General features: G+C 58.8%; 15 protein-coding genes and 6 tRNA genes. 3 read left to right on the top strand and 18 right to left on the bottom strand.

Features of this window, described 5'->3' with window-relative positions; all coding sequences use genetic code 11:
* Nucleotides 1-149: 149 nt before the first annotated feature.
* Both gap and CAK78_RS01385 read left to right on the top strand, forming a co-directional pair.
* Nucleotides 150-1,145, top strand: coding sequence for a type I glyceraldehyde-3-phosphate dehydrogenase (gene gap / locus CAK78_RS01390; RefSeq protein WP_005304894.1), 996 nt, complete (start codon nucleotides 150-152; stop codon nucleotides 1,143-1,145).
* A 115-nt stretch (nucleotides 1,146-1,260) separates the two neighbouring features.
* Nucleotides 1,261-2,127, top strand: a complete 867-nt coding sequence (locus CAK78_RS01385) for a D-hexose-6-phosphate mutarotase (protein ID WP_094696122.1) — start codon at nucleotides 1,261-1,263, stop codon at nucleotides 2,125-2,127.
* Between the two features lie 71 nt (nucleotides 2,128-2,198).
* Here CAK78_RS01385 and nadA read toward each other — a convergent pair whose 3' ends face one another.
* A complete protein-coding gene (gene nadA / locus CAK78_RS01380) occupies nucleotides 2,199-3,272 on the bottom strand; it encodes a quinolinate synthase NadA (protein ID WP_176452633.1) in 1,074 nt (357 codons plus the stop codon).
* A gap of 140 nt (nucleotides 3,273-3,412) precedes the next feature.
* Here nadA and CAK78_RS01375 point away from each other — a divergent pair, with 140 nt between their 5' ends.
* Complete coding sequence (locus tag CAK78_RS01375; protein ID WP_094696121.1) at nucleotides 3,413-5,518, top strand: methyl-accepting chemotaxis protein; 2,106 nt, start codon at nucleotides 3,413-3,415, stop codon at nucleotides 5,516-5,518.
* A gap of 48 nt (nucleotides 5,519-5,566) precedes the next feature.
* Here CAK78_RS01375 and CAK78_RS01370 read toward each other — a convergent pair.
* The 17 genes from CAK78_RS01370 to cydA all read right to left on the bottom strand — a co-directional run bounded on the left by CAK78_RS01370 (nucleotide 5,567) and on the right by cydA (nucleotide 15,187).
* Nucleotides 5,567-5,642 (bottom strand) — tRNA-Val (locus CAK78_RS01370).
* A gap of 16 nt (nucleotides 5,643-5,658) precedes the next feature.
* Nucleotides 5,659-5,734 (bottom strand) — tRNA-Lys (locus CAK78_RS01365).
* A 23-nt stretch (nucleotides 5,735-5,757) separates the two neighbouring features.
* Nucleotides 5,758-5,833, bottom strand: a tRNA-Val gene (locus CAK78_RS01360).
* Nucleotides 5,834-5,849: 16 nt separating this feature from the next.
* Nucleotides 5,850-5,925 (bottom strand) — tRNA-Lys (locus CAK78_RS01355).
* Between the two features lie 22 nt (nucleotides 5,926-5,947).
* Nucleotides 5,948-6,023: transfer RNA gene (locus tag CAK78_RS01350), tRNA-Val, on the bottom strand.
* A 16-nt stretch (nucleotides 6,024-6,039) separates the two neighbouring features.
* Nucleotides 6,040-6,115, bottom strand: a tRNA-Lys gene (locus CAK78_RS01345).
* A gap of 174 nt (nucleotides 6,116-6,289) precedes the next feature.
* Nucleotides 6,290-7,099 (bottom strand): tol-pal system protein YbgF, encoded by an 810-nt coding sequence (ybgF, locus tag CAK78_RS01340; RefSeq protein WP_176452632.1) that lies wholly within the window; start codon nucleotides 7,097-7,099, stop codon nucleotides 6,290-6,292.
* 158 nt (nucleotides 7,100-7,257) lie between these two features.
* Complete coding sequence (gene pal, locus CAK78_RS01335; protein ID WP_094696119.1) at nucleotides 7,258-7,782, bottom strand: peptidoglycan-associated lipoprotein Pal; 525 nt, start codon at nucleotides 7,780-7,782, stop codon at nucleotides 7,258-7,260.
* A 49-nt stretch (nucleotides 7,783-7,831) separates the two neighbouring features.
* A complete protein-coding gene (gene tolB / locus CAK78_RS01330; RefSeq protein ID WP_094696118.1) occupies nucleotides 7,832-9,157 on the bottom strand; it encodes a Tol-Pal system beta propeller repeat protein TolB in 1,326 nt (441 codons plus the stop codon).
* Between the two features lie 94 nt (nucleotides 9,158-9,251).
* Complete coding sequence (gene tolA, locus CAK78_RS01325; protein WP_017765796.1) at nucleotides 9,252-10,409, bottom strand: cell envelope integrity protein TolA; 1,158 nt, start codon at nucleotides 10,407-10,409, stop codon at nucleotides 9,252-9,254.
* Between the two features lie 5 nt (nucleotides 10,410-10,414).
* Nucleotides 10,415-10,861, bottom strand: coding sequence for a protein TolR (gene tolR / locus CAK78_RS01320; RefSeq protein WP_094696117.1), 447 nt, complete (start codon nucleotides 10,859-10,861; stop codon nucleotides 10,415-10,417).
* Nucleotides 10,861-11,550, bottom strand: coding sequence for a protein TolQ (tolQ, locus tag CAK78_RS01315; protein ID WP_005304921.1), 690 nt, complete (start codon nucleotides 11,548-11,550; stop codon nucleotides 10,861-10,863). The genes tolR and tolQ overlap by 1 nt, the downstream gene beginning before the upstream one ends.
* Nucleotides 11,540-11,947, bottom strand: a complete 408-nt coding sequence (gene ybgC, locus CAK78_RS01310; protein ID WP_005304924.1) for a tol-pal system-associated acyl-CoA thioesterase — start codon at nucleotides 11,945-11,947, stop codon at nucleotides 11,540-11,542. The genes tolQ and ybgC overlap by 11 nt, the downstream gene beginning before the upstream one ends.
* A gap of 105 nt (nucleotides 11,948-12,052) precedes the next feature.
* On the bottom strand, nucleotides 12,053-12,364 hold the full coding sequence (locus CAK78_RS01305; protein ID WP_041203624.1) for a cyd operon YbgE family protein: 312 nt from the start codon (nucleotides 12,362-12,364) through the stop codon (nucleotides 12,053-12,055).
* Nucleotides 12,351-12,467, bottom strand: coding sequence for a cytochrome bd-I oxidase subunit CydX (cydX, locus tag CAK78_RS01300; RefSeq protein WP_005304933.1), 117 nt, complete (start codon nucleotides 12,465-12,467; stop codon nucleotides 12,351-12,353). Before cydX ends, CAK78_RS01305 begins: the two co-directional genes overlap by 14 nt.
* 14 nt (nucleotides 12,468-12,481) lie before the next feature.
* Nucleotides 12,482-13,618 carry a cytochrome d ubiquinol oxidase subunit II gene (cydB, locus tag CAK78_RS01295; RefSeq protein ID WP_005304945.1) on the bottom strand — a complete coding sequence of 379 codons (1,137 nt, stop codon included), beginning with the start codon at nucleotides 13,616-13,618 and terminating at the stop codon, nucleotides 12,482-12,484.
* A 12-nt stretch (nucleotides 13,619-13,630) separates the two neighbouring features.
* Nucleotides 13,631-15,187 carry a cytochrome ubiquinol oxidase subunit I gene (cydA, locus tag CAK78_RS01290; protein WP_043171420.1) on the bottom strand — a complete coding sequence of 519 codons (1,557 nt, stop codon included), beginning with the start codon at nucleotides 15,185-15,187 and terminating at the stop codon, nucleotides 13,631-13,633.
* Between the last annotated feature and the right edge of the window lie 228 nt (nucleotides 15,188-15,415).

Below are 15,415 nucleotides of genomic sequence, written 5' to 3'. Positions count from 1 at the left end.
GGTAGTCAGTTACATAAACAGAAAATAAATTTCACAGTTTTTCATGATATAGCGCAATTTCAGACAGATTGTTGGTTGACTCGCGGGGGAGTTCTAGTAAATTTACAAGCGGAATTTTCTTTGACTACTGAACAGTTAGGTAACCAATTATGACTATCAAAGTAGGTATTAACGGTTTTGGCCGCATCGGTCGCTTCGTCTTCCGTCTGGCTTGCGAGCGCAACGACATCGAAGTTGTTGGTATCAACGATCTGATCGACGTTGACTACATGGCTTACATGCTGAAGTACGACTCCACTCACGGCCGCTTCAAGGGCACCGTTGAAGTCAAAGACGGCAACCTGGTTGTCAACGGCAAAACCGTACGTGTTACCGCTGAACGTGACCCGGCCAACCTGAAATGGGATGCCATCGGTGTTGACGTTGTTGCCGAAGCTACCGGTCTGTTCCTGACCGACGAGACCGCTCGCAAGCACATCGCTGCCGGCGCCAAGAAAGTTGTACTGACCGGTCCGTCCAAAGACGCTACCCCGATGTTCGTAATGGGCGTTAACCACGCTACCTACGCTGGCCAGGACATCGTTTCCAACGCTTCCTGCACCACCAACTGCCTGGCTCCGATCGCCAAAGTACTGAACGACACCTTCGGTATCGAATCCGGTCTGATGACCACAGTTCACGCTACCACTGCTACCCAGAAGACCGTTGATGGTCCGTCTGCCAAAGACTGGCGCGGTGGCCGCGGCGCGGCTCAGAACATCATCCCGTCCTCTACCGGTGCTGCCAAGGCTGTTGGCGTAGTTATCCCGGAACTGAAAGGCCTGCTGACCGGTATGGCTTTCCGTGTTCCGACTCCGGACGTATCCGTAGTTGACCTGACCGTCAACCTGAAGAAAGCTGCCACCTACGCAGAAATCTGCGAAGCGATGAAAGCTGCTTCCGAAGGCGCCATGAAGGGCGTGCTGGGCTACACCGAAGACGAAGTGGTTTCCACCGACTTCCTGGGCGAGCGTCAGACCTCCGTGTTCGACGCCAAGGCTGGTATCCAGCTGACCGACAAGTTCGTTAAAGTTGTATCCTGGTACGACAACGAAATGGGCTACTCCAGCAAGGTTCTGGACCTGATCGCTCACATCTCCAAGTAATTTGGGATAAGCAATCAAGTAGCTTGAAAAAGGCGGCCATGGGCCGCCTTTTTGTATTCTGGACCGGGATTATTCCACCCCTCTCTTCTGAATGTGCGCGAGCACAGGAGTCCTCATGCAACCGACACGCTCTCTGACTGCCCACTGTACCCTCAGCCACCACCCGGCTGGCCAACCCCTGCTGACCGTCGACAATGGCTACGCCAAGGCAGAAATCAGCCTGTTTGGCGCCCACGTGCTCAGCTACCAGCGTCACGACGAACCCGCCTCCATCTGGCTCAGCGACAAGGCAGTGCTGGATGGCAGCAAACCCATTCGCGGCGGTATTCCTCTCTGCTGGCCCTGGTTTGGCCCGGCACCGGCCCGCGTCGGCAGCGGCAAACCCTCCCACGGTTTTGCCCGCACCAGCCTGTGGACGCTGGACGGCGTCTCCGATCACGGCGACGGTACGCTCGTCCATCTGTCTCTGCGCGACAACGAGACCACTCGTCAGCTCTGGCCCCACGCCTTCGAGCTGGAGCTGGACGTACTGGTGGGCAAGGAGCTGGCCCTGGTACTGACTACCCGCAACACAGGTAAAGAGCCCCTCGTCTACAGCGGTGCCCTGCACACCTACCTGCAGATAAGCTCACCGGAGGCAGTGAGCGTTAGCGGCCTTGGCGAGCCTTATGCCGACAAGCTGACCGGCCAGGATGGCCAGCAGCAGGGCGCCCTGACCCTGAACGGGCCACTGGATAGGGTCTACTGGCAGCCAGACGCCCAGGTCAGCATTCAGGATGGCGAGCGTCAGACCCGGGTAGTCAGTGGCAACCACGACAGCATGGTGGTCTGGACCCCCTGGCTGGAAGGGGCGATCGCCATGGCCGACATGAGCGATGACGGCTATCGCACCATGCTGTGTGTCGAGGCGGCCATCGCCAGCGAGGCAGGCGTGACCGTCGCGCCGGATGAAGAGCACAGCTTCTCCACCGTGATTATCTAAGCCGGATGAGGTTCAGATAAATAAAGAGGGCTCCCGCGGGAGCCCTCTCTACCTCTCATCACCTATCCCACTCAGGCATTGCCCTGAGTCTTGAGCTTGAGCTCGGCGGCGAAGTTGAGCATGCGGTCGAGCGGGATCAAGGCCTTCACCCGCAGATCCTCGTCCACATGGATCTCGTGACGCTCGGCGCCATCGGTGAGGGCCTCCTTGATGGCCACCAGGCCGTTCATCGCCATCCAGGGACAGTGGGCACAGCTGCGGCAGGTGGCACCATCGCCACCGGTCGGCGCTTCCACCATCTCCTTCTCCGGGCAGGCCTGCTGCATCTTGTAGAAGATGCCGCGATCGGTCGCCACGATGAGCTTCTGCTGGGGCAGCTCCCTGGCCGCCTTGATCAGCTGGCTGGTAGAGCCCACCGCATCGGCCAGTTCGATCACCGAGGCGGGCGATTCCGGGTGCACCAGCACGGCGGCATCCGGATTCTGCTCCTTCAGCTCGCGCAGGGCGCGGGCCTTGAACTCGTCGTGGACGATGCAGTGGCCCTGCCAGCGCAGCATCTCGGCCCCCGTCTTCTTCTCGATATAGGCTCCCAGGTGACGGTCCGGGCCCCAGATGATCTTGTGACCCTGGCTGTCCAGATGCTCGACGATCTCCAGCGCGATGCTGGAGGTGACCACCCAGTCCGCCCGCGCCTTGACCGCCGCGGAGGTGTTGGCATAGACCACCACGATGTGATCGGGATGGGCGTCACAGAAGGCGGAGAACTGCTCGATGGGGCAACCCAGATCGAGGGAACACTCGGCCTCCAGGGTCGGCATCAGCACCCGCTTGTGGGGGCTCAGGATCTTGGAGGTCTCCCCCATGAAACGCACCCCGGCGACGATCAGGGTCTGCGCCTCATGATCGCGACCAAAGCGGGCCATCTCGAGGGAGTCACCGACGAAACCGCCGGTCTCCTCCGCCAGCGCCTGGATCTCGGGATCCGTGTAGTAGTGGGCGACCAGCACCGCCTTGCGCTCCTTGAGCAGTGCCTTGATGTCTGCGATCAGGGTCGTCTTCTGCTCGGCGCTCAGGGGAAGGGGCTTGGCCGGAAACGGATAGTCCATCTCGACTACCGGCGGGACATTGTTCAGTGCATTGCTCATTGCGACTGTTCCATCAACGCTTGGAAAGGCAAAAATTATAACCAGAAGCCGTGCACAAACCCATCAACAAATCGGGTGCCGTGCAAGCGTCCGAATATACTCATCTCATTCGTTGTCATTCTTGCCAAAGGAGTTGTCGGATGAAACAACGTTCACTCAAGACCAAGCTGCTGCTGCTCACCATGGGTCTGTTTATCGCCAGCGGCCTCGCCATGACCCTGATGCAATCCTCCTCGCTGAACTCCCTGCGCAACGACATAGTGAGCCAGACCCGCCAGGCGCTGGAGCAGGAGGTATCCCGAACCCTGCAGTTCCAGGCCGAACGCTATGCGGTGCAGATAGCCGCCCTGCTGCAGCAGTCCTATCAGGTACCGCTGGGCATGGCGGCCCAGCTGGAAGGCAGCATGGCGCAGCCTGACGGGTTGCTGAGCCGCCCCCAGGTCGAGATGCTGCTTCGCAGCCGTCTGCAGCAGGCTGGCGGCATCAGCTCCATCTACGCCCAGTTTGAACCCGACGGGTATGACGGTCAGGATGCCAGCTGGATGGCTGGCGCCTCCCACTCCGTCGCCAGCAAGGGCAGCCTGGAGATTTACTTTACCCGGGATCAGGGGGGCCAGATCACCCAGCAGCCGGTGGATGCCGCCAGCAGTGCCGCCAAATACGACACCTCGCTCAACGAGTTCGGTATTCGCAACAGCGAGTGGTACCTGTGCGGCCGCGACACCCTGCGCCCCTGCCTGATGGAGCCCTATCTCTACGAAATCAGCCCGGGCAACCAGATGCTGATGACCAGCCTGACGGTGCCCATCCTGAAGGCGGGCAAATTTGTCGGCATCACCGGCGTCGACATGAACCTCCCCATCTTCCAGCAACTGGCCGAGAGCCTCGGCAAGAGCCTCTACGACAACCAGACCGAGGTTACCCTGGTCAGCAAGATGGGGCTCATCGTCGGCAGCAACCGCCACGCCGACAAGCTGGGACGGCCGTTGACGGAAGCCGGCCTCACTGCCCCTACCGGCCAGGCACAGAGCACGGAGAGTGATTTCATCCTGCAGCAACCGGTCAGAATCGATGCCGCCGACAGCCAGTGGTGGCTGATGATCAAGGTGCCCAAGGCGCTGGCCCTCAGCCAGGCCAACACCATCAGCAACCAGCTGGGCGACCTGCTGCAAGCCACCCAGCAGCAGCAGTTGATCGCCATCGTCGTCGTCACCCTGCTGGCGCTGGCGTTGCTCATCTGGTTCATCCAGAGCATCACGGCCCCCCTCTCCCTCATCAGCCGCCATGTGTCTCACCTCGCCAGTCACGAGGGAGACCTGACCCAGCAGATGAAGATAGACACCCACCAGGAGCTGATCGAACTGGGTGGCCACCTCAACGCCTTCCTCGGCAAGCTGCGCGGCATGGTGCAGGGCAGCAAGCAGATCGGCCAGCAGGTTTACCAGCAGGCCAGCGGCATGAAGCAGACGGCCGACACCATGCGCAGCAACCTGGATGAGCAAAGCCTGGAGCTGGAGAGCGTGGTCAGCGCCATGCATCAGATGAGCACCACGGCGGTCAGCGTGGCGGGTTATGCGGAGCAGGCAGCCCAGGAGTCTGAGACGGCGACCCACCACATAAGCACGGCCCAGCAGACCCTGAGCCGGGCCCGCAACGAGATCCACACCCTGGTCGAGGACATGCATCAGGCCGACAAGGCGGTCGCCCAGGTTGCCCAGCGCAGCACCAACATCAGCCGCATTCTCGACGTGATCAGGGCCATCGCCGAACAGACCAACCTGCTGGCGCTCAATGCAGCCATCGAGGCGGCCAGGGCCGGCGACATGGGGCGCGGTTTTGCCGTGGTGGCAGATGAAGTGCGGGCCCTGGCCAACAAGACCCGGGAGTCCACCGACGAGATAGGTCAGCTCATCGGCAGCCTGCAGACCGAAGTCAGCAGCAGCCAGCAGTTGATGAGTACCGGCATCGCCCGTTCGGCCAGCACGGTAGAAGGGACGGAGCAGGCGTTTGAAGCCCTCAACCAGGTGGTCACCCAGATCCAGCAGATCCACGACCACATCAGCCAGGTGGCCACGGCGGCCGAGCAGCAGAGCGCCGTCAGCGACACCATCAACCAGAACCTGATGCGGATCGGCGATGCTGCCACCACTCTGGGACAGGAGGCCAATGCCAGCCACCGCCTGAGCGAGCAGCTGGAACAGGCCGCGACGGCGCTGGCCAACCAGCTCGAGCGGCTGAGAACCTGACGCCGAACAGCCATAAAAAAAGCCCGCATTGCTGCGGGCTTTTCAATCTGGTGGTCGTTACTGGGATCGAACCAGTGACCCCCTCCTTGTAAGGGAGGTGCTCTCCCAGCTGAGCTAAACGACCTGGGATTCTGAAATGATGGTGGGTCGTGCTGGATTCGAACCAGCGACCAATTGATTAAAAGTCAACTGCTCTACCGACTGAGCTAACGACCCATCTAAATCATTTTTTACAAACTTGGTGGTCGTTACTGGGATCGAACCAGTGACCCCCTCCTTGTAAGGGAGGTGCTCTCCCAGCTGAGCTAAACGACCTAGGATTCTGAAATGATGGTGGGTCGTGCTGGATTCGAACCAGCGACCAATTGATTAAAAGTCAACTGCTCTACCGACTGAGCTAACGACCCATCTAAATCATTTTTTACAAACTGGTGGTCGTTACTGGGATCGAACCAGTGACCCCCTCCTTGTAAGGGAGGTGCTCTCCCAGCTGAGCTAAACGACCTGGGATTCTGAAATGATGGTGGGTCGTGCTGGATTCGAACCAGCGACCAATTGATTAAAAGTCAACTGCTCTACCGACTGAGCTAACGACCCTCACCACGACCAGGACCAACTGCAATGCTGCACCGGCTCTGACGGCGGCCTATATTACGGATTTATCATCCTGGCGCAACAGAAAAATCTTAAATTCCATCTGTTTGTTCACTGCGCATACAAAGCGAGGCTGTATTTACAAGACTGTTACGAAAACAGTGACATGCGGCAAAGTTACAGCTTGCTCAAACTCTGCTTGGCCAGCTGGGCCGGCGAGGTGTTGGGATACCCCTTGATCACCTGCTCATAGAAGTTCTTCGCTTCCGCCTTCTTGCCATCCAGTTGTGCCAGCATGCCCAGCTTCAACAGGGCGTCTGCTCGTTTGGGAGACTTGCTGAACTTGGTGGCCACAGTGGTGAACTGGGCGGCAGCGCCGGTCCGATCCCCCTTGTTGAACAGCAGCTGACCCAGCCAGTAATGGGCGTTGGGAACATAGCTGGAGCTCGGGAACTGCTTGATGAACCCTTCGAAGGCCGGAATTGCCTTGTCGTAGTTCTTCTCCTTGAGCACCATGTTCACGGCCGCATCATAGGCCTGATTCTCGTTCTGGTTGGTGGAGTAGTTGGCCGCGGTGGCCGGCGTCGCGCTCGCAGCGGCGGCTGCCGGGGCTGCTGGTGTAGCGGCAGGCTGGCTGTTGGCCACCTTGTCGAGCTCCTGATAGAGCTGGCGCTGACGCTCCTGCGACTGTTCCATCTGGTAGGTCTGCTGCTCCAGCTGGCCACGCAGCTCGGAGACCTCCCCTTGCAGGGCATCCACCTGTTGCTGCAAATCGGCCTGCAGGCGCAGACGGGCGTTGAGCGTGCGCTCCAGCAGGGCAACCCTGTCTTCCAGGCTGCCGGTGGGCACGATGGCGCCGTTGTTGCCGCTTAGGACAACCCCGCCACCCGAGTCACCGCTCAGATCGCTCACCGGTGCCGCCGCTTGCGCATTCAGAGCAACCAATACGGCCAGCGCAACAGCAGCTTGCTTGTACACAGATTTCATTCGGATCAAACCTTAGCGTTTAGTGCAAATAAAACGGCCAGCGCCATCGTCGCTCGCTTATACAGATTTCATTCGGATCAAACCTTGGCGTTTAGTGCAAATAAAACGGCCATCGAAATGGCCGCTTGCATATAAACGAACTTCGTTCGATTCAAACCTTAGTAAACCAGGACCGCACGGCGGTTCTTGGCAAAGGCATCCTCGGTGTGAGACATATCCAGCGGCTTCTCTTCGCCATAGCTGACGATGGAGAGCTGCTCTGCCTGCACACCCAGGGTTTGCAGATACTTGGCAACAGCCTTGGCACGACGCTCGCCCAGCGCGATGTTGTACTCCGGGGTACCGCGCTCGTCGGCGTGGCCTTCGATCAGTACTTTGACGCTCGGGCGCTCACGCAGGTAGCTGGCGTAGGCATCCAGCAGGTCGGCGTATTGACCCTGGATGTCGTAACCGTCGAACGGGAAGTAGATCACGTTGTCACGCTGCAGCGCTTCGAACTTCTGACGCATCTGCTCTTCCGGGGACAACATGCCGTTCGCGCCACCGGTTTGTACACCGCCCATGCCGTCGGTCATGCCTGATTCGGCGCCTGCGGCATCGGAATCAGAAGAGGAGCTACAAGCGGCCAGGGTGAACAGTGGCAGTGCGATGGCCAAACCCTTGAGCAGTTTATTGAGTTGCATGCTATTTCCTTAAACCTTTATAACAAAACAAAAAACAATTGGATTTTTATCAATTCAAGAAGGGCGACCAAGCTGGTGCACGAATTTCACCGCTACTGGTCGGAAGCACAGCCTTGAAGCGACCATCAGTCGACACCAACGCGAGACTCTTACGACCCTGATAGATGGTGGCATAAATGATCATGCTGCCATTGGGAGCCACACTTGGCGACTCATCCAGCGCGCTCTGGGTAAGGACCAGCAGGGCATTGTTTTCCATATCCTGACGGGCGATACGGTATTGCCCCTGAACCCGGGTCACCATCACCATGATTTTGCCATCAGGAGTAATGGACGCACCCTGGTTGGATTCACCTTCCCAGGTCATCCGGCGAGTCATGCCAGTCGCCAAATTTACGCTATAAATCTGGGGTTTGCCACCACGTTCAGAGGTGAACAGCAAATTTTGACCGTCCGGCATCCAGGAGGGTTCGGTGTCGATTACCCGGCTGGTTGTGACGCGGGTCAGCTGCTTGCTAGCAACATCAACGACATAGAGATTCGGTGACCCATCCTTGGAGAGAACGATAGCCAGACGACGACCATCCGGAGACCACTCCGGCGCCCCGTTGATGCCGCGGAAGCTGGTGATCAGGCTGCGCTGCTGGGTGTAGATGTCCTGCACGTAGATCTCGGATTTCTGGTTCTCGAAGCTCACGTAGGCCAGCTTGCTGCCGTCCGGCGACCAGGCCGGGGACATCAGCGGCTCGCGGGAACGCAGCAGGGTCTTCTCGTTGTAACCGTCGTAGTCGGAGATCCGCAGCTGGTACGGGAACTGGGTACCCTGCTGCACGGAGACGTACGCCAGACGGGTCAGGAAAGCCCCGCGCTCGCCGGTCAGCCGCTCGTAGACGATGTCGGAGATGCGGTGGGCAAACTGGCGCATCTGGGCACCCGGGATGGTCGCCATGCGGCTGTCCAGGATGTAACCGTTGCTCTCGCCACCCTGGGTCTTGGCCAGCTGGCCCTTGAGCACGTCGACCAGCTCGAAGTTGACCTTGTAGGTACCGTCGCCGACGGCGGCGATGGAACCGACCACCACGGCTTCGACGCCTTGGGAGGCCCAGGGTGCGAAGTTGATTTCACTGCTGGTGCTCGGCGTCTGCGGCATCTGGCCACGGGCCAGCGGTCTGAACTTGCCGCTGCGCATCAGGTCGTTGGAGACCACTTCCGCGATGTCCTGCGGCAGCTGGCCATTGCCTTCCCACTTGAAGGGGGCGACGGCGATCGGTCGTGCACTGTCGATACCGCCGGTGATGACGATGTCCAAGGCCGCCTGGGCGCTCTGACCCAGCAACAAACAGCCAACCAAAGCAAAAAACACTTTTCTTATCATGGCTTAAACACTCGGTTCCAAAATAATGAGAGATTAACTTCCTTTCTCGGCAAGACGCTGCCAACCACCTTACTCGATCCCCTCGCCATCAGTGCTAGATGTTAGGTTCCAGCTTGAGGTTGAACTCCTTCAACATCTCGAATGCCGCAGGATCCTTGGGTACCGGCAACTGATTGGCCTTCAGTACGGCTGCTTTGCCGGAACGACATACCGCCGGGTCACCCTGGCCGTTATCTACCGAGATGACAAAGCCGGTGCTCGCAAGACGTACGCCGATAGTACATGTTTTGCCCCGCATGGTGGGATCCAAAATCATATATCGCTCAACAGTCGCCTTGATAAGCGCCGCATATTTGTCGACTTCACCCTTGGCCGCCGCCGATGCCGCCTGACTGCGGGCATTGGCCTCAGCCGCCAGCTGCTGCTGCATCATGTCTTCCATCTCTTTTTGCAGCTTGGCCTCCTCGGCCGCTTTGCGCTTGCGTTCAGCCGCGATCTTGGCCTGCTTGTCGGCCTCTGCCTTGGCTTTCTTCTCTGCGTCAGCTTTTGCCTTCTTGGCTGCCTCTTCCTTGGCTTTCTTCTCGGCTTCAGCCTTGGCCTTCTGCTCGGCCTCCGCCTTGGCTTTCTTGTCCGCTTCTGCCTTCGCTTTTTTCTCGGCTTCGGCTTTGGCTTTCTTCTCGGCCTCCGCTTTCTTGGCCTTGGCCTCTTCAGCCTTGGCCTTCTCTTCGGCCTCTTTCTTCTCTTGTTCCTTTTTCTTCTTCAGCGCCAGCGCCTTGCTCTCCTCTTCCGCGGCCTTGCGCTCGGCCTCCGCCTTCTTGGCCTTCTGCTCTTCGAGCTTGCGGGCTTCCTCGGCTTTCTGGGCCTTCTCTTCCGCCTGCTTCTGCTCGGCCTGCTTCTTCTGCTTCTCTACTTCGGCCTTGCGGGTGGCCTCCTCGGCCTCCTTGCGCTTGGCCTCTGCAATCCGCAACCGTTCCTGCTGCTGGGCCAGCTCGCGCTTGGCGATGTCCGTGTCTTCCTTATCCTTCTCTTTCTCTACCTTCTGCGGCTTGGGCTGAGCCTTCTGCTGCTGGATCTGCTTGGCCTGCTCGTTGAGGAAGTTCTCGTCGAGCATGACGGCATTGACGATCTGCCCCTTCGACTCGGGTCGCTTCGGCTTGCTGAAGTCGAGCCCGACAAACAGGATGATGCCGATGATCAGGTGCAGCAGAAGCGACGCGATGAGATAACCGGAAATACCACGCTTCACATCCATCTCCGTCAGTTCACCGGATCTGTCATCAGGCCGACCTGAGGCACACCGGCTTTCTTGAGGGCCACCATCAGCAGGATCACCTCTTCGTAGCGCACCGACTTGTCACCGGCCACTACCACGGGGGCGTTCTGGTTGATGGCCAGGTAACCCATGGCCTTCTCGGTGATGTACTGCTGCATCGCCTCGGGCGTCCCGCTCGGCACGGGTTCGTCTTCGGCCTCACCGGCCTTGATGACGTACTCGCCTTCGGTATTGACGCTGGCGATGAAGGGCGGCTTGGCATCTTCCGGCAGCTGCTCGGATTCCGCCTGCGGCAGGTCAACCTTGACCCCTTGCGTGATCACGGGCGTCACCGCCATGAAGATGATAAGCAGCACCAGCATGACGTCGATATAGGGAACCACGTTGATCTCGGCCACCTTCTTGCGCCGGATCCGCTGATAGGTTTGCATTACTGATCACCCTGCTGCTGAGCAATTTGACGGTTCAGAATGGTGGTGAACTCGTCCATGAAGTTGGCGTAGGCGTTCTCCAGCCGCTCGACCTTGTTGGAGAAGCGGTTGTAGAAGATAACGGCCGGGATGGCGGCAAACAGACCCATGGCGGTGGCGATCAGCGCCTCCGCGATACCGGGGGCCACCATCTGCAGGGTAGCCTGCTGCACCTGACCCAGGGCGATAAAGGCGTTCATGATCCCCCAGACGGTACCAAACAGACCGATATAGGGGCTGATGGAGCCGATGGTCGCCAGGATCGGCAGGTTGGACTCGAGATCGTCCACCGCGCGGGAGAGGGAAACGCGCATGGCACGGTAGGTACCGTCCATCACCGCATCCTGACCACGGGCGCCGGCCTTGAGCAGACGGGCATACTCCTTGAAGCCGGAGTAGAAGATATCTTCCATGCCTTCGATGTCGTCGCGGCGGGAAGAGGACTCCTGGTAGAGACGGTTGAGGTCGACCCCGGACCAGAATCTGTCTTCAAACTGCTCAGATGCGATATTGGCTGCCTTGATGGCCTTGGAGCGCTGGATGATCAGCGCCCAAGAGACGACCGACATGCCCATCAGGGTCATCATGACCAGTTTTACCAATAGGCTGGCTTGCCAAAACAGGCCAATAAACGAAATTTCAGCGTGCACTTAACAGCACTCCCTTCACATTTTCAGGTATTGCAACAGGTTTCATATGCGGATGACTGACACAGGCTATCTGTACCATGGCCTGGGTGATCAGTCGTCCATCAGCCGCCAGTATCCGTTGTGAGAAGCGCATGGAGGCGCGTTTCACTTCGGTCACTTGCGTCAATACAGTCAAAAGCTCATTAAAACGGGCCGCCGAGCGGAAATCGATCTCTGTTCGACTCACCACAAACGCGTACCCGGCGCCCAGCAGGACATCCTGTTCGATGCCGCCAGCACGCAGGAACTCGGTGCGAGCACGTTCCATAAACTTGAGATAATTGGCGTTGTAGACGATGCCCCCGGCATCGGTGTCTTCGTAGTAGACACGCACCGGAAACTCAGAGACTTCCCCCATAACAATCTGTGATCCATACGACAGTCAGATGGGGGGCTATCATAGCGCAGGGCTGAATAGGAAAGAAGCAGGGGGAAGCAGGGAAATCCTGCCTCCCCCCGTTTTTTATGAAAGGAAATAGCCTTGGGTCAGCCAGAGCCCGTACAACAAACTGGGCAAGGCGAGCCAGGGGAAAAACAGCACGCGACCGACGAGGCTGCGGGGATGGAATCCCAGCCCGTGCATGACCCCGCAACAGACCGCCCACATCAGCCAGGGCGCCAGCCAGAGGCCGTGTTCGCTGGTGTTGGCGGCCACCAGATTGGGGGCCTGTAAAATAGCGACGGCCAACAGGGCCGCCGCTACCAGCATCAACCCCTGCCAGGGTTGGCGCTCCAGGGGAGCGGCCAACCGGGCGAGTCGATCACTTGTTCTCATCGATCTGGCGATCCATGTTCTCGGTGTGTTCCAGCCACAGTGCATTGATGATGCCGAATGCACAAGCCAGCAGCAGACCCAGGATCCAGGTGAAATACCACATATCAGGGCACCTTCTTAGTAGAGCGATTGTTGGTTGTCTTCGATGTGCTTGCTGGTCACCCGGCCGAACATCTTGATGTAGGTCCACAGGGTATAACCCAGCACAATCGGTACGAAGATGGCGGCCGCTACCGTCATCACCCGCAGGGTGTTGAGAGAAGCGGTGGCATCCCACATGGTCAGGCTCAGTGACGGCTCAAGGCTTGAGGGCATCACGAACGGGAACATGGAGAAGCCGGCAGTCAGGATCACGCCGGCAATCGCCAGAGAGGAGCAGGTGAACGCCAGCCAGCCCTTGTTCAGCTTGGCAAACAGTGACGTCAGCAGGCTCATCGCCAGACCCAGTACGGGTGCCGCAACCATCCAGGGATAGAGGCTGTAGTTGTTCATCCAGGCACCGGCCTGACGCACCACTTCCTTGTTCATCGGATTGGAGACGGCATCGGTCGCGGCGGCCTTGACCACCACATAGCCTTCCATGCCGCTGACCCAGAAACCGGCCAGTGCGAACAGCACCAGGGTCACCAGCGAGCAGATCATGGCGGCGGTGCGGGAGCGGGCCAGCACTTCACCGTCGGTCTTCATCATCAGCCAGGTAGCGCCCTGGGTGACCAGCATGAACAGGCTCACCAGACCGGCCAGCAGGCCGAACGGATTGAGCAGACCGAAGAAGTTGCCGTGATAGGTCAGCATCATGAACTGGTTGAAGTCGAACGGCACGCCTTGCAGCAGGTTGCCGAACGCCACGCCAAACACGATGGGCGGTACCGCGCTACCGACGAACAGCGCCCAGTCCCAGTTGCTGCGCCACTTGGCATCTTCACGCAGGGAGCGGTACTTGAAACCGACCGGGCGGAAGAACAGTGCCATCAGGGTCAGGATCATGGCGATGTAGAAGCCGGAGAAGGCTGCCGCATACACCATGGGCCAGGCTGCAAACAGGGCACCACCGGCGGTCACCAGCCAGACCTGGTTCCCTTCCCAGTGCGGGCCCATGGTGTTGAGCATCACCCGACGCTCAACATCTTTCTTGCCGACGAAGGGGAGCAGTGCGCCCACCCCCATATCGAAGCCGTCGGTGATGGCGAAGCCAATCAGCAGGACGCCGACCAGCACCCACCAGACCAGGCGCAACATTTCGTAATCAAACATGGGTTGCTCTCCTTATGCCTTGCTCTGTTCGAAGTGGTACTTGCCGGTCTTCAGGCTGCTTGGGCCCAGACGCGCGTACTTGAACATCAGGTACATCTCGATGATCAGCAGTACGGTGTAGAACAGGCAGATCCCGATAAGGGAGAACCAGATCTCGGAGGCCGGCACGTTGGAGGCCGAGACCGAGGTCGGCAACACTTCGGCGATGGTCCAGGGCTGACGACCGTATTCCGCGACGAACCAGCCACACTCGATGGCGATCCAGGGCAGCGGGATGCCGTACAGCAGCGCCTTGAGCAGCCACTTGCGCTCGCCGATCTTGTGACGGGTACTGTCATAGAAGGCCAGGCCAATCAGCACCAACATCAGCATGCCGCAGGCAACCATGATGCGGAAGGCGAAGAACAGCGGCAGCACTTGCGGGATGGAGTCATCCACGGCGGCCTTGATCTGCTCGTCGGTGGCATCGGTCACGTTGGAGGTATAACGCTTGAGCAGCAGACCGTAACCAAGGTCCTGCTTCACTTCGTCGAAGCGGGCGCGGGTATCGTCAGACTTGTCGCCGGACTGCAGCTTGGTCAGCAGCTCGTAGGCGTTCATGCCGTTGCGCACACGCAGCTCGTGCTCGCTCTTCAGATCCTTGAGACCGGTCACCTGGCCGTCCAGCGAACGGGTGGCGATGATGCCAAGGGCATAAGGGATCTTGATGGCGTAGTCGGTGCGCATCTCTTCCTGGTTCGGGATGCCGAACAGGGTAAAGGAGGCAGGCGCAGGCTCGGTGTTCCACTCGGCCTCGATGGCCGCCAGTTTCACCTTCTGCACTTCACCCGTCTCGTAGCCGGACTCGTCACCGAGGATCAGCACGGAGAGGATGGACGCCATGCCGAATGCGGCCGCGATGGCGAAGGAGCGACGGGCGAAGGCCACGTCACGATGCTTGAGCAGGTAGTAGGAGGAGATACCCAGTACGAACATGGCGCCTGTGGTATAGCCTGCCGCCACAGTGTGGACGAACTTCACCTGGGCAACCGGGTTGAACACCAGATCGGCGAAGCTCACCATCTCCATGCGCATGGTTTCGAAGTTGAACTCGGCACCGACCGGGTTCTGCATCCAGCCGTTGGCGACCAGGATCCAGAGCGCGGAGAGGTTTGTACCCAGCGCCATCAACCAGGTCGCAGCCAGGTGCTGACGCTTGGAGAGCCGATCCCAGCCGAAGAAAAACATACCGACGAAGGTTGACTCCAGGAAGAAGGCCATCAGACCTTCGATGGCCAGCGGGGCCCCGAAGATATCGCCGACATAGTGGGAGTAGTAGGCCCAGTTGGTACCAAACTGGAACTCCATAGTCAGCCCTGTGGTGACCCCGAGGGCAAAGTTGATACCGAACAACTTGCCCCAGAACTTGGTCATGTCCCGGTAGACAGGGTTGTTGGTCATCACATAGACAGACTCCATGATCGCCAGAATGAAGGCCATTCCGAGCGTCAGGGGCACAAACAGGAAGTGATAAAGGGCCGTCGCAGCGAATTGGAACCGCGATAGGTCTACCACATGCTCAGCAATCATGATGTTTCCTCACCGATTATTGGCACGGCTATTTTAAGTTTTAAGACAAAGCTTCCGTTGGAAGTCCCCGAATTATCGGTCATGTTCCAGTTTTGCACTGACGACCGGATTCGACTGCCACCACATTAACAACAAGGCAATAATAGGGAACAAAAAAAGCTAATGTTTAACAATTGCAAAACAATCTAGCTTGCTTTATTCCCGCCCATAATGACCTGAGTTTTATAT

Source organism: Aeromonas sp. A35_P (genome assembly GCF_002259925.1).
In the GTDB taxonomy this organism is placed as follows: Bacteria; Pseudomonadota; Gammaproteobacteria; order Enterobacterales; family Aeromonadaceae; genus Aeromonas; species Aeromonas dhakensis.
Note: the sequence above shows the minus strand (reverse complement) of the source record. Positions and strands in the feature narration are given on the sequence as shown.